We start from the raw sequence: 12490 nt of genomic DNA, 5'->3' as shown, positions 1-12490 counted from the left end.
GGTTCCCGCCGCACGCAGGCCCAGGACCCCGAAGAATCACGGGGTGTCGGCCATGCGGACCCCTAGGGGTCACAGCGTGTCGAGCGCCGTCACGTACTCGTTCAGGTCACGGGCGTCCGGCAGGCCGTTGACCACGGTCCAGCGCACGACGCCCTCCTTGTCGATGACGAAGGTGCCGCGCACGGCGCAGCCCTTGGCCTCGTCGAAGACGCCGTAGGCGCGGGAGGTCTCGCCGTGCGGCCAGAAGTCGCTGAGCAGCGGGTACTCCAGGCCCTCCTGCTCGGCGAAGACGCGCAGGGTGTGGATGGAGTCGTTGGAGACCGCGAGCAGCTGGGTGTCGCGGTCCTCGAACTTCGGCAGGTTGTCGCGCAGCTCGCACAGCTCGCCGGTGCACACACCGGTGAAGGCGAACGGGTAGAAGAGCACCACCACGTTCTTCTCGCCGCGGAAGTCGGACAGCTTCACGGCCCGGCCGTGGTTGTCCTTGAGCTCGAAGTCGGGCGCCTTGTCGCCGACCTGGATCGCCATCGCTGCATCCCTTCGTCAGGGGCTGTTCGGGTGGGGACACCCTATGCGGCGGCTCCTGCGCGGCGATCACGGCAGGCCGGTGGACGGACCGGCGCCCGGTCCGTCCACCGGTGCGGGTCAGCGCTTCTTGGCGGCACCCTTCGGCGTGTTCAGCCGGCTGCCGTTCCAGTCCTTGCCCACGCTGACGCTCTTGGTCTGCGAGAGGCCGGCGGTCGTGACCGCCTCACCGATGTCGCTCGGCTCGACGTAGCCGTCGCGGCCGGTCTTCGGCGTCAGCAGCAGGATCGAGCCACCCTCTTCGAGGTAGCCGAGGGCGTCGACCAGCGCGTCCGTCAGGTCGCCGTCATCCTCACGGAACCAGAGCACCACGGCGTCGGCCACGTCGTCGTAGTCCTCGTCCATCAGCTCGCTGCCGATGGTCTCTTCGATGGACTCGCGGAGCTCCTGGTCGACGTCGTCGTCGAAGCCGATCTCCTGGACCACCTGGTCTGGCTGGAACCCCAGCCTGACGGCAGGGGTGGTCCGCTCCTCCGCGTGGTCCGCGGTCGCGCTCACGGGTTGCCTCCTGATCATGTCTTGGTGATGAACTCAGCCACGCGCGTGCGCGAAGCATTGGCCGTAGTCCACACGGGCGGGACGGATCGCGCAAGTACCCGGCCGTTCGGACCGCCGAAACGGTGACGATCCCGGCCGTGTCGCCGCAACTCCCGGCACCGTATCGCGGACGGGCGTGACACACACCACTCCCTTTTGCCCGCTATGTACCTTTCGGAATCATCCTCACATACGACGGTCGAACGAGTATGCCAAGCGCGTCACACCCCGGGCGTATCGTTGCGTTTTGGCCGGTCCCGAGTTACCTCGCGGTAGAGATGACGAGCGCTGCGCCGAGGTGGACGATGGACAGCGGCGCAGGCAAAACGCAGGGAAAAACCGGGAAAACAGGCGAAACAGCCAAAACAGCGAATCAGTGCCCCTCTGACAGGTAAGGAACAGCGTGGCTTCCGGATCCGATCGCAACCCGATCATCATTGGCGGCCTTCCGAGTCAGGTTCCTGACTTCGATCCCGAGGAAACCCAGGAGTGGCTCGACTCGCTCGACGCCGCCGTGGACGAGCGCGGCCGGGAGCGGGCCCGCTATCTGATGCTCCGCCTGATCGAGCGCGCCCGCGAGCGGCGCGTCGCGGTGCCCGAGATGCGCAGCACGGACTACGTCAACACGATCCCCACGCGCGCGGAGCCGTTCTTCCCGGGCAACGAGGAGATCGAGCGCAAGGTCCTGAACGCGACCCGCTGGAACGCCGCGGTGATGGTCTCCCGCGCCCAGCGCCCCGGCATCGGCGTCGGCGGCCACATCGCCACCTTCGCCTCCTCCGCGTCCCTCTACGACGTCGGCTTCAACCACTTCTTCCGCGGCAAGGACGACGGCCTCGGCGGCGACCAGGTCTTCTTCCAGGGGCACGCCTCCCCCGGCATCTACGCGCGCGCGTTCCTGCTCGACCGGCTCAGCGAGACCCAGCTGGACGGCTTCCGCCAGGAGAAGTCGAAGTACCCGGACGGCCTCTCCAGCTACCCGCACCCGCGCTCGATGCCGGGCTTCTGGGAGTTCCCGACCGTCTCGATGGGCCTCGGCCCGATCGGCGCGATCTACCAGGCGCGGATGAACCGCTACATGCACGCGCGCGGGATCGCCGACACCTCCAAGTCGCACGTCTGGGCGTTCCTCGGCGACGGCGAGATGGACGAGCCGGAGTCGCTCGGCCAGCTGTCCATCGCCGCCCGCGAGGGCTTGGACAACCTGACCTTCGTCGTCAACTGCAACCTCCAGCGCCTCGACGGCCCGGTGCGCGGCAACGGGAAGATCATCCAGGAGCTGGAGTCGGTCTTCCGGGGCGCCGGCTGGAACGTGATCAAGCTGGTCTGGGACCGCACCTGGGACCCGCTGCTCGCCCAGGACCGCGACGGCGTGCTCGTCAACAAGATGAACACGACCCCGGACGGCCAGTTCCAGACCTACGCCACCGAGTCCGGCGCGTACATCCGCGACCACTTCTTCGGCGACGACCAGCGGCTGCGCGCGATGGTCGCGAACATGACCGACGACCAGATCCTGCACCTGGGCCGCGGCGGCCACGACCACCGCAAGATCTACGCGGCGTTCAAGGCGGCCACCGAGCACCGGGGCCAGCCGACGGTCATCCTGGCCAAGACGATCAAGGGCTGGACGCTGGGCCCGAACTTCGAGGGCCGCAACGCCACGCACCAGATGAAGAAGCTGACGGTCGCCGACCTCAAGGGCTTCCGCGACCGCCTGCACCTGCCGATCTCCGACCGGGAGCTGGAGTCCGGCCTGCCGCCGTACTACCACCCGGGCCGGAACTCGGAGGAGATCCAGTACATGCACGACCGGCGCAAGGGCCTGGGCGGCTACGTCCCGACCCGCGTCGTACGCTCCGAGCCGCTCGCGCTGCCGGACGACAAGACGTACGCGACCGTGAAGAAGGGCACGGGCCAGCAGTCGATCGCGACCACGATGGCCTTTGTCCGTCTCCTGAAGGACCTCATGCGGGACAAGGAGATCGGTCGCCGCTTCGTCCTGATCGCGCCGGACGAGTACCGCACCTTCGGCATGGACTCGTTCTTCCCGAGTGCGAAGATCTACAACCCGCTCGGCCAGCAGTACGAGGCGGTCGACCGCGACCTGCTGCTCGCCTACAAGGAGTCGCCGACCGGCCAGATGCTGCACGACGGCATCTCCGAGGCCGGCTGCACGGCCTCCCTGATCGCGGCGGGCTCGGCCTACGCGACGCACGGCGAGCCGCTCATCCCGGTCTACGTCTTCTACTCGATGTTCGGTTTCCAGCGCACCGGCGACCAGTTCTGGCAGATGGCCGACCAGCTGGCGCGCGGTTTCGTCCTGGGCGCGACCGCCGGGCGTACGACCCTGACCGGCGAGGGCCTCCAGCACGCCGACGGCCACTCCCAGCTGCTCGCCTCGACGAACCCGGGATGCGTGGCCTACGACCCGGCGTACTCGTACGAGATCGCGCACATCGTCCAGGACGGCCTGCGCCGGATGTACGGCGGCGACGCCGAGCACCCGCACGGTGAGGACGTCTTCTACTACCTGACCGTCTACAACGAGCCGATCCAGCACCCGGCCGAGCCGGCCGACGTGGACGTCGAGGGCATCCTCAAGGGCGTCCACCGGATCAGCGCGGGCAGCGCGGGCACCATCCCGGCGCAGATCATGGCGTCCGGCGTGGCGGTCCCGTGGGCGATCGAGGCCCAGCGGATCCTCGCCGAGGAGTGGAACGTCAAGGCCGACGTCTGGTCGGCGACCTCCTGGAACGAGCTGCGGCGCGAGGCCGTGGCCTGCGAGGAGCACAACCTGCTGCATCCGGAGGAGGAGCAGCGGGTGCCGTGGGTGACGCAGAAGCTGAGCGCCGCCGAGGGTCCGTTCGTGGCCGTGTCCGACTGGATGCGGTCGGTGCCGGACCAGATCGCGCGGTGGGTGCCGGGCACGTACCAGTCGCTGGGCGCCGACGGCTTCGGCTTCGCCGACACGCGGGGCGCGGCGCGCCGGTTCTTCCACATCGACGCGCAGTCGATCGTGGTCGCGGTGCTGACCGAGCTGGCCCGTGAGGGCAAGCTCGACCGCTCGGTGCTGAAGCAGGCCATCGACCGGTACCAGCTGCTGGACGTCAGGGCGGCGCACCCGGGGGCGGCGGGCGGCGACGCGTAGCGCTGCGCTCGGCTCCGGCCGTTGAAGGCGGTGGGGAGCTGCGGGTCCGGTGAGGGCCGGTCGCGCAGTTCCTCCCCCAGCCTTCGGCCGGGGGGACCCCCAGGCGCCCCGTGGGGGCGCTCTTCGGGGCGCCGATGTTGCCTACGATGCGCACATGAAGGAACAGCCCGCGCAGGCCCGTTGGGAGCAGGTCACCCAACGGCCCTTGCTGGCGCTCGCGGTGGCCTTCGCCGTCGCCTACGCGCTGCCGATCGTGGACGATTCCGCGGGACACGTCCTCACCGCCGCGTGCACGGTGGCGGAGTGGGTGGTGTGGGGCTCCTTCGCCGTGGACTACCTGATACGGCTGGGACTCGCACCGCGGCGCAAGGAGTTCGTGCGGACGCACTGGATAGACCTCTGCGCGGTGGTGCTGCCGCTGCTCCAGCCGCTGCGGCTGCTGCGGCTCGTCGCGACGCTGATGCTGGTGGGGCGGCGGGCGCGGATGGCCTCGCAGATCCGGCTGACGACGTATGTCGTCGGCGCGGTCATCGGCCTGCTCATGTTCGGCTCGCTGGCCGTCCTGTCGGTGGAACGCGACTCGCCGAACGGGAACATCCGGACGCTGGGTGACGCCCTGTGGTGGTCGTTCACGACGATGACGACGGTGGGCTACGGGGACCACGCGCCGACGACCGGGCTGGGCCGGATGATCGCGGTGGGCCTGATGCTCTCCGGGATCGCCCTGCTGGGTGTGGTGACGGCGAACATCGCGACGTGGTTCATCGCACGGTTCGAGAAGGACGACGTGGAGGAACGGCGGCAGACGGAGGCGATCGGGATGCTGACCGAGGAAGTACGGGCGCTCCGGGCCGAGGTCGCCGCTTTGCGCGAGGTCGTGGGGGCCGGCGTGGGGGCCGGGGGCGGGGGACGCTCACCGGCGCTGGCCGGGTGCCGCTGCGCCCACCCGTGCCGCCCCAGCGGCACGACTGCCCGCAGTTGAGTCGTGCCCCGTAAGGGGCGCGGGGAACTGCGCGGGCAACCCGCCACCGGCCCGCGCGTTAGAGCGACACGCCACCCAGCCACAGCAGCGCCAGCACCGTGTCGATCGCCCCCAGCACCACCGCCACCAGCGCCGGTATCGAACTCTTCGGGTTCCATACCCGGCCCATCGACAACCAGCCGCACACCAGCGCCGCAGGCCCCAGCACGATCCCCAGCGCGAAGAAGCCGGCGACGGCGCAGATCGTGCCGACGATGCCCAGCGTGTCGCGGTCCAGCCCTCCCCCACTCTCGGCTGCGCTCGAGCGGGGGGACCCCCATCGCGGACCTGTGCGGCCACGTGAACGGGGGTACCCGCGGGTTCGTTGCCCGAAGCTCGCCATCATCAACTCCTCGGTCTGCGTGACCTGTTCGGGTTGACGATCGGGTACCCCTGTTCCGCGTCCGCAGACCTGCCCGCGCGCTGCCCCCCTCCGGCAGCGCGCCGCGGCCCGGCTGTCCCCCCATGCCCTGCGGAGGACTTGACCCACTGTGACCTGCGGCGCGTGCCGAGCGCGAGGAATCTTTAGCGGAGTCACCCTGATAGGTGAACTACGCCTGGATCGGCGTCAGATGTGCCCCATGCCCGCGCCGCCGTCCGCGTTCTCGCCGCGCTTGGTGAACAGCGCGACCAGGATCGCGACCGCCGCCACCCCCGCCGCGACGAGCGAGGCGAGGCTCATGCCGGAGATGAACGTGTCGTGGGCGACGTCGGAGATCTTCGCGGCGATCTCCGCCGGCGTCCCCTTGGCGACCGGCGCGACCCCGACCTGCACGGCCTCGGAGGCCTGCGCCAGCTGCGCGTCGGTCAGCTTCGGCAGCCCCGCGTCGGCCCAGTTGCCCGGCAGGTCGTTGTCGACCTTGGAGGCCATCACGGCGCCGAGCACGGCCGTACCGAGGCTGCCGCCGATCTGCATGGCGGCCTGCTGGAGACCGCCGGCCACGCCGGAGAGCTCCATCGGGGCGTTGCCGACGATGACCTCGGTGGCGCCGACCATGACCGGCGCGAGCCCGAGACCGAGCAGGGCGAACCAGAGGGACATCAGCGCGCTGCCGGTGTCCGCCTTCAGCGTGGACATGCCGTACATGGCGATCGCGGTGGCCGCCATGCCGCCCGCCAGCGGGATCCGCGGGCCGAGCTTGGTGATCGCGGCACCGGCCAGCGGCGAGCCGACGATCATCATGCCGGTGAGCGGGAGGAGGTGGAGGCCGGCGTCGACCGGGTCCATGCCGTGCACGTTCTGGAGGTAGAACGTCACGAAGAACAGGCCGCCCATGAAGGCGATGGCCATCAGGACCATCAGGACCACGCCCGCCGAGAGCGGGACGGAGCGGAACAGGCCGAGCGGGATGAGCGGTTCCCCGACCCTGGTCTCCCAGAAGGAGAAGAGGGCGAAGCCCAGCACCGACGCGGCGATGAACGTCCACGTCTTGCCGTCGCCCCAGCCCCAGCTCGGCGCCTTGATGAGCGCCCAGACCAGGCAGAACATGGCGCCGGAGAGCAGGCCGATGCCGAGCAGGTCGAAGGAGCGCGGCGCGTTCTCCGCGCGGTGGTCGAGCAGCATCACCACGCCGAGGACCAGGGCGATCGCGCCGACCGGCACGTTGATGAAGAACACCGACTGCCAGCTGACGTGCTGGACCAGCACACCGCCGAGGATCGGGCCGCCCGCGGTGGAGGCGCCGATGACCATGCCCCAGATGCCGATCGCCATGTTGAGCTTCTCGGCCGGGAAAGTGGCCCGCAGCAGGCCGAGCGCGGCCGGCATCAGCAGCGCGCCGAACAGGCCCTGGAAGACGCGGAAGGTGACGACCAGGCCGATGCTGTCCGAGAGGCCGATGGCCCCGGAGGCCGCGGCGAAGCCGACGACGCCGATCAGGAACGTCTGCCGGTGGCCGAAGCGGTCGCCGAGCTTGCCCGCGGTGATCAGGGAGACCGCGAGGGCGAGGAAGTAGCCGTTGGTGATCCACTGGACCTGGGCGAAGCTGGCGCCGAGGTCCTTCTGGATCGCGGGGTTGGCGATGGCCACGATGGTGCCGTCGAGGGCGACCATCATGACCCCGACGGCGACGGTTATCAGGGTGAACCAGGGGTGGCCGCGCAGGCCGGAGGCCGGCGGCCGGTCCGGCAGGGCCGCCGGTGCCTTGTCCCCCGACCCCGTCGTGTCGATCGTGGTCTGACTAGTCATGCGTTCGAGGCTAATGACAGCCACTGACAGTTGACAAACAATTTCAGTAGTCAGTAACTGTCAGACATGGAAACGCTGCGCGAACGCAAGAAACAGCGGACCCGGGACACGCTCCTGCGGACCGCGCTCGAACTGTTCGTGACCCAGGGGTACGAGCACACCACCGTCGACGAGATCGTCGCGGCCGTCGACGTCTCGCAGCGCACCTTCTTCCGCTACTTCGCCAGCAAGGAGGACGTCGCCTTCTTCGTGCCGCGGCTCACCGAGGAGCACTACGTCGAGGCCGTGCGCCGCCGCCCGCCCGGGGAACCCCCGCTGGAGGCGCTGCGCCGGTCGGTCATGGACAGCTGGGACACCATCGAGGAGGCCATCGAGCGGTACGTGCCGGTCGAGCTGTTCCTGCGCACGTACAAGATGATCGAGGCGACCCCGGCCCTGTTCGCCGCCCGCCTGCGGCGGCAGGCGGAGACGGAGGAGGAGATCGCGCGGATCGTCGCCGAGCGGGAGGGCGTCGACCCGGACACCGACCCCCGGCCCCGGCTCGTGGTCGCCGTGTTCGGCGCGGTCATCCGGGTCACCGAGCGGCACTGGTCGGTCGGCGACGACTTCAGCGCCGCGGCGATCCGCGAACTCACCGCGTCGTACCTCGATCAGGTGGGACCGGCGCTCACCGGGCACTGGCGCGAGGGCTGACTCCCCATCACACGGGCCCGAGACAAGCCTCACGTTTGCCGAAACGTGATAACTGTCACTCAGTTACCGCGAGACCCCTTCGTTCTCCTAGTGTGTCCTCCCAGTGACTTCCTTCGACACCTCCCCGCCCCTCAACGTCTGGCGCGCGCTCCTTGCCCTGGCCGTCGTGTTCGTGATGCTCGCGACCACCGGCTGGACCGCCCTGCGCGCACACCGCGAGACCACCGCCCTGCAGACCTCCCTCGCCAAGTGGGAGCACGGCAGCGTCCACGGCCTGCGGCTGCCGGACCCGGAGGCGTCGCCCGCGCTGCTCACCCGGTTCTTCGCGTCGCTCACCGCGCAGGAGCGCGACCGGCTCGCGCACCGTTACCCGCTCGCCGTGGGCAACATGAACGGCGCCCCGGCCGAACTGCGCTACCGCGCCAACGACATCGCCCTCGACCAGCAGCGCGCCGTCGAGAAGAAACGCATGCACGACCCACGGCTCAGCGCGGCCGGGCAACAGGACGCCGGCCGTCGTATGCACCGCTACGAGGCGCTGATGGCGAAGGGCCGGCAGATCCTCGCCTTCGACCCGGACGGCAGCGGCCGGGTCGCGGAGGTGTTCGGCGACCTCACGAAGGCCGAGCGGATCTCCGTCGTCGTCCCCGGCGTCGACACCGACCTGCTCACCTTCCAGAAGACGAACCGCCAGTACACCGCGCCGGTCGGCATGGCCAAGTCGCTGTACCGGGCGGAGCGCACGGCGAGTCCCGCGACCCGTACGGCGGTGATCGCCTGGGCCGACTACACCGCGCCCGACGGGCTCGGCGTGGGCGCCGCGACCGGCACGGCCGCCGAGCAGGGTGCCGTACGCCTCAACGCGCTGCTGCGGGCGCTGCCCGGCGAGGCGCCGGTGTCGATGTTCTGCCACAGCTACGGGTCGGTGGTCTGCGGGGTGGCCGCGCACGCCATGCCGGACCGGGTGGCCGACATAGCGGTGGCCGCGAGCCCCGGGATGCGGGTCGAGAACGCCTCGCACCTGGACACCCCGGCCCGGGTGTGGGCGATGCGGGACGCCTCCGACTGGATCCAGGACGTCCCCTATCTGGAGTTCGGCGGACTCGGCCACGGCGCCGACCCCGTCTCCTCCTCCTTCGGCGCCCGGGTGCTGTCGGCGCACGACGCGAAGGGACACGCCGGGTACTTCGAGCCGGGTACGGACAGCCTGCGCAACCTCGCGGACGTCGGGGTCGGCGCATACGGCGCGGTGACCTGCGCCCACGACGATGACGGGTGCCGGGCGGGTTTGTCCGGCACGTCGACGGCCGGACGCGCGTAGAGACAGCAGGAAGTGCGGTATGCGCGGGGATGGGACTGGGAAGCACGTGCCGCATACGATGAGCCGCATGGGTGACGTACTGGCCGGATTTCATGCCGCCTGGGAGTTCGAGTCCGACTCCGTGCTCATCCGCTACGAACGAGGGATTCGAACACCCAAGCTGTTCCAGAGCCTGGGCGAACGCCGGGTGCCGCTCGCCGCGCTGGAGGGCGTGACGCTCACGCCCGGGAAACGGGGCACGGTCGTACTGAAGGCCGAGCCGCGCCCCGGTGCCGACCCCCTCCTGGAGGCGGCGGCCGGACAGCTCAAGGACGGCAGCGACCCGTACCGCCTGGTGGTCCCGGCGGAGCGGGCGACCCTCGCCGAGTACTACGCCGACGAGCTGCGACCGCTGCTCACCGCGTCCGGACCGGCCGAAAGGTTTCTGGTCGCCGCGCCCGAGGGACCCCGGCAGTTCAAGGCGTACGACGGGAAGGCGAGCTTCGACGGCAGGGCCGTGCACTTCCGGTGGTCGTGGACGGGCGCGTCCACGGCGAAGTGGAAGGCCGGCGACCAGAGCTTCGCCGTCGCCGACCTCGGGGGTGTGGAGTGGCGGTCGCCGGAGGTCTTCGAGGGGCATCTACGGCTGCTGCGGCGGGACCTCGCGGGGTCGGTGCGGGCGGTCCCGGCGGACCAGGATCCGGCGACCGTGGTGTTCGGGCTGGGGTACGGCCCGGTGCACGAGTCGCTGCCGTTCGCGGCGGCCGTGCTGGAGGCCCTGCGGGCCAAGGGGGCCGGGGTGGTGCCGGTGCCGTCGGGGCGGCGGGACCCGGCCGACATCGCCGAGCGGATTCGGCATCTGGGGGAGTTGCATCAGGCGGGGCTGGTGACGGATGAGGAGTTCTCCGCGAAGAAGGCGGAGTTGTTGGCCGAGTTGTGACAGGCCGTAGTTCGGCTGCCCGCAGGTGGGGGCTGGTCGCGCCCACGCGGCGGCAGCCGCAGATCAAACACAGCCCCGCGCCCCTTACGGGGCGCCATGGCGAGGGGCGTTTTTCAGCTGCCGCCCGTCTCGTAGAAGCTGATCTTGCGGTCCAGGACCGACAGCGTGTCGTGGAGTTCGGCGATCCTCGACAGGACGTCTCGCCTCGTCTGTTCCAGGAGTTCGCGGCGCTCGGGGTAGGTGGTCTCGCCCTCGCGTACCAGTTCCGCGTAGCGGACCATGTCGGCCACCGGCATGCCGGTCAGGCGGAGCTTGGTCACGAAGTCGAGCCAGTCCAGGTCGCGGTTGCTGTAGCGGCGCTGGCCGGTGTGGGAGCGGTCGATGCTGGACATCAGGCCGATCCGCTCGTACCAGCGCAGGGTGTGGGCGGTCAGCCCGGTGAAGGCGACGACCTCGCTGATCGTGTAGCGGTCCTGGCCCTCGGGTCGCGGATGGCGCCGGGGCGGGGCGGAACAGATGTCGGCGGGCGCGATGTCGGGCTGCTCGGTGGGGGCCGCGGTCGTGGTCTGCATCACCGTCATGGGCCCACGCTAAGACCTTGGAGTGCACTCGAAGCAAGCGGAACCCGGTAAGAAATACACGCGACGCGCGGGCCGGGCGGTGACTAGCGTGCGGGGCATGAGTCTCGTACGCCGTGCCACGGCCGAGGACGCGGCGGAAGTGCTGCGGCTGCGCCAGGTGATGATCGACGCGCTGCCCGGCGGGGACAGCTCCACAGGATGGCACGCCGAGGCGCGGCCGGCGCTGGCGGAGCGGCTGGGCGAGCCGGACGGGGACTTCGCCGCGTTCGTCGTCGACCACCCTGACCGGCCGGGGACGCTGGCGGCGCTGGTCGCCGGGACCGTCGACTACCGGATCGGCAAGGCGGGCAGCCCGCACGGCCGCTCCGGGTACGTCTTCAGCGTGGCGACCGACCCGGACGCCCGGCGGCGCGGGTACGCGCGCGCGTGCATGGAGGAGCTGCTGGCGTGGTTCCGCGAGCGGGGTGCGGGGCAGGTCATGCTGACCGCGTCCCCGGAGGCCGAGCCGCTCTACGCGGCGCTCGGCTTCGTCCACAAGCCGGACCCCACGATGATGCTGCGGCTCTGAGCCGCTTAGGGTCGTGGGCATGCCCTTGAACAGCCTCGCGTCGATCGAGAACTGGCCCGTGCCCACCGCCGCGGCGGGCGTCGTACGCGCCGACGGGACGGTCCTCGGCACCCACGGGCCGGTCGGACACGGCTTCCCGCTGGCCTCCGTCACCAAGCCGCTCGCGGCGTACACGGTGCTCGTCGCGTACGAGGAGGGGGCGGTGGAGCTGGACGAGCCGGCGGGCCCTGAGGGGGCGACGGTACGGCACCTGCTCGCGCACACCTCGGGGCTGGCCTTCGACGAGCACCGGGTGACGGCGCCGCCCGGGGACCGGCGGCTGTACTCGAACGCCGGGTTCGAGGTGCTCGGGGAGCATGTCGCCAAGGCGACGGAGATGCCGTTCGCCGAGTACGCGCGGCAGGCGGTGCTGGAGCCGCTGGGCATGACGGCGACGTCGCTGGAGGGGTCGCCGGCGAAGGACGGCGTGTCGTCGGTGTCGGACCTGCTGCGGTTCGCGGCCGAGCTGCAGGCGCCGCGGCTGCTGGATCCGCGGACGGTGGCGGAGGCGACGCTGAGTGTGCAGTACCCGGGGACGAAGGGGGTGCTGCCGGGGTACGGGCACCAGAACCCGAACGACTGGGGGCTCGGGTTCGAGATCCGCGACTCCAAGTCGCCGCACTGGACCGGGGCCTCGTCCTCGCCGCGGACGTTCGGGCACTTCGGGCAGGCGGGCACGTTCCTGTGGGTGGACCCCGACGCGGGCGCGGCCTGCGCCGCCCTGACAGACCGGGCGTTCGGGCCCTGGGCGATCGAGACGTGGCCGGCGTTCACGGAGGCGGTACTGGCGGAGCTGCACGGCTGAGGCCGGGGGGGTAGGGACGGGGAGCTGTGAAGCGCCCTGTAAGGGGCGCGGGGAACTGCGCGACCAGCCCCCGCCGGGCCGC

Annotated in this window: 12 protein-coding genes; 7 read left to right on the top strand and 5 right to left on the bottom strand. The window is 70.6% G+C overall.

Translation table 11 applies throughout. From position 1 onward, the window contains the following. Nucleotides 1–69: 69 nt before the first annotated feature. Entirely contained in the window at nucleotides 70–528 is a 459-nt protein-coding gene (locus tag AB0D74_RS40785; RefSeq protein ID WP_362598769.1) for a peroxiredoxin, read from the bottom strand. Nucleotides 529–645: 117 nt separating this feature from the next. Continuing rightward, nucleotides 646–1083, bottom strand: a complete 438-nt coding sequence (locus AB0D74_RS40780) for a DUF3052 domain-containing protein (RefSeq protein WP_355710888.1) — start codon at nucleotides 1081–1083, stop codon at nucleotides 646–648. 442 nt (nucleotides 1084–1525) lie between these two features. Here AB0D74_RS40780 and aceE point away from each other — a divergent pair, with 442 nt between their 5' ends. Both aceE and AB0D74_RS40770 read left to right on the top strand, forming a co-directional pair. Next, nucleotides 1526–4273, top strand: a complete 2748-nt coding sequence (aceE, locus tag AB0D74_RS40775; RefSeq protein WP_362598766.1) for a pyruvate dehydrogenase (acetyl-transferring), homodimeric type — start codon at nucleotides 1526–1528, stop codon at nucleotides 4271–4273. A 154-nt stretch (nucleotides 4274–4427) separates the two neighbouring features. Then, nucleotides 4428–5255 (top strand): potassium channel family protein, encoded by an 828-nt coding sequence (locus tag AB0D74_RS40770; protein ID WP_362598762.1) that lies wholly within the window; start codon nucleotides 4428–4430, stop codon nucleotides 5253–5255. 58 nt (nucleotides 5256–5313) lie between these two features. Here the strand turns inward: AB0D74_RS40770 and AB0D74_RS40765 are convergent, their stop codons facing one another. Together AB0D74_RS40765 and AB0D74_RS40760 are read right to left on the bottom strand one after the other, a co-directional pair. After that, nucleotides 5314–5637 carry a small hydrophobic protein gene (locus AB0D74_RS40765; RefSeq protein WP_362598921.1) on the bottom strand — a complete coding sequence of 108 codons (324 nt, stop codon included), beginning with the start codon at nucleotides 5635–5637 and terminating at the stop codon, nucleotides 5314–5316. Nucleotides 5638–5862: 225 nt separating this feature from the next. Next, nucleotides 5863–7482 carry an MFS transporter gene (locus tag AB0D74_RS40760; protein ID WP_362598759.1) on the bottom strand — a complete coding sequence of 540 codons (1620 nt, stop codon included), beginning with the start codon at nucleotides 7480–7482 and terminating at the stop codon, nucleotides 5863–5865. Between the two features lie 66 nt (nucleotides 7483–7548). Between AB0D74_RS40760 and AB0D74_RS40755 the strand changes: the two genes are divergently transcribed. From AB0D74_RS40755 to AB0D74_RS40745, 3 genes are all read left to right on the top strand, one after another. Beyond that, nucleotides 7549–8175 carry a TetR family transcriptional regulator gene (locus tag AB0D74_RS40755; RefSeq protein ID WP_362598756.1) on the top strand — a complete coding sequence of 209 codons (627 nt, stop codon included), beginning with the start codon at nucleotides 7549–7551 and terminating at the stop codon, nucleotides 8173–8175. A gap of 103 nt (nucleotides 8176–8278) precedes the next feature. Continuing rightward, nucleotides 8279–9496 (top strand): alpha/beta hydrolase, encoded by a 1218-nt coding sequence (locus tag AB0D74_RS40750; RefSeq protein ID WP_362598753.1) that lies wholly within the window; start codon nucleotides 8279–8281, stop codon nucleotides 9494–9496. 67 nt (nucleotides 9497–9563) lie between these two features. Further along, a complete protein-coding gene (locus tag AB0D74_RS40745; RefSeq protein ID WP_362598750.1) occupies nucleotides 9564–10415 on the top strand; it encodes a DUF4429 domain-containing protein in 852 nt (283 codons plus the stop codon). A gap of 113 nt (nucleotides 10416–10528) precedes the next feature. On the opposite strand, the gene AB0D74_RS40740 is transcribed toward AB0D74_RS40745, so the two are convergent. Then, nucleotides 10529–10996 (bottom strand): MerR family transcriptional regulator, encoded by a 468-nt coding sequence (locus AB0D74_RS40740; RefSeq protein WP_362598747.1) that lies wholly within the window; start codon nucleotides 10994–10996, stop codon nucleotides 10529–10531. A 97-nt stretch (nucleotides 10997–11093) separates the two neighbouring features. Here AB0D74_RS40740 and AB0D74_RS40735 point away from each other — a divergent pair, with 97 nt between their 5' ends. Further along, nucleotides 11094–11564 carry an N-acetyltransferase gene (locus tag AB0D74_RS40735; RefSeq protein ID WP_362598744.1) on the top strand — a complete coding sequence of 157 codons (471 nt, stop codon included), beginning with the start codon at nucleotides 11094–11096 and terminating at the stop codon, nucleotides 11562–11564. 19 nt (nucleotides 11565–11583) lie between these two features. Continuing rightward, on the top strand, nucleotides 11584–12408 hold the full coding sequence (locus AB0D74_RS40730) for a serine hydrolase domain-containing protein (protein WP_362598741.1): 825 nt from the start codon (nucleotides 11584–11586) through the stop codon (nucleotides 12406–12408). Nucleotides 12409–12490: the final 82 nt, after the last annotated feature.

This window comes from Streptomyces sp. NPDC048278 (genome assembly GCF_040652195.1).
In the GTDB taxonomy this organism is placed as follows: domain Bacteria; phylum Actinomycetota; class Actinomycetes; order Streptomycetales; family Streptomycetaceae; genus Streptomyces.
Note: the sequence above shows the minus strand (reverse complement) of the source record. Positions and strands in the feature narration are given on the sequence as shown.

Excerpts from the sequence above, each read along its gene's own strand:
- AB0D74_RS40770 (WP_362598762.1), top strand. The coding sequence starts at position 4,428 with ATGAAGGAACAGCCCGCGCAGGCCCGTTGGGAGCAGGTCACCCAACGG.
- AB0D74_RS40765 (WP_362598921.1), bottom strand. The coding sequence starts at position 5,637 with ATGGCGAGCTTCGGGCAACGAACCCGCGGGTACCCCCGTTCACGTGGC.
- AB0D74_RS40730 (WP_362598741.1), top strand. The coding sequence starts at position 11,584 with ATGCCCTTGAACAGCCTCGCGTCGATCGAGAACTGGCCCGTGCCCACC.
- AB0D74_RS40760 (WP_362598759.1), bottom strand. The coding sequence starts at position 7,482 with ATGACTAGTCAGACCACGATCGACACGACGGGGTCGGGGGACAAGGCA.
- AB0D74_RS40735 (WP_362598744.1), top strand. The coding sequence starts at position 11,094 with ATGAGTCTCGTACGCCGTGCCACGGCCGAGGACGCGGCGGAAGTGCTG.
- AB0D74_RS40785 (WP_362598769.1), bottom strand. The coding sequence starts at position 528 with ATGGCGATCCAGGTCGGCGACAAGGCGCCCGACTTCGAGCTCAAGGAC.
- AB0D74_RS40745 (WP_362598750.1), top strand. The coding sequence starts at position 9,564 with ATGGGTGACGTACTGGCCGGATTTCATGCCGCCTGGGAGTTCGAGTCC.
- AB0D74_RS40740 (WP_362598747.1), bottom strand. The coding sequence starts at position 10,996 with ATGACGGTGATGCAGACCACGACCGCGGCCCCCACCGAGCAGCCCGAC.
- AB0D74_RS40755 (WP_362598756.1), top strand. The coding sequence starts at position 7,549 with ATGGAAACGCTGCGCGAACGCAAGAAACAGCGGACCCGGGACACGCTC.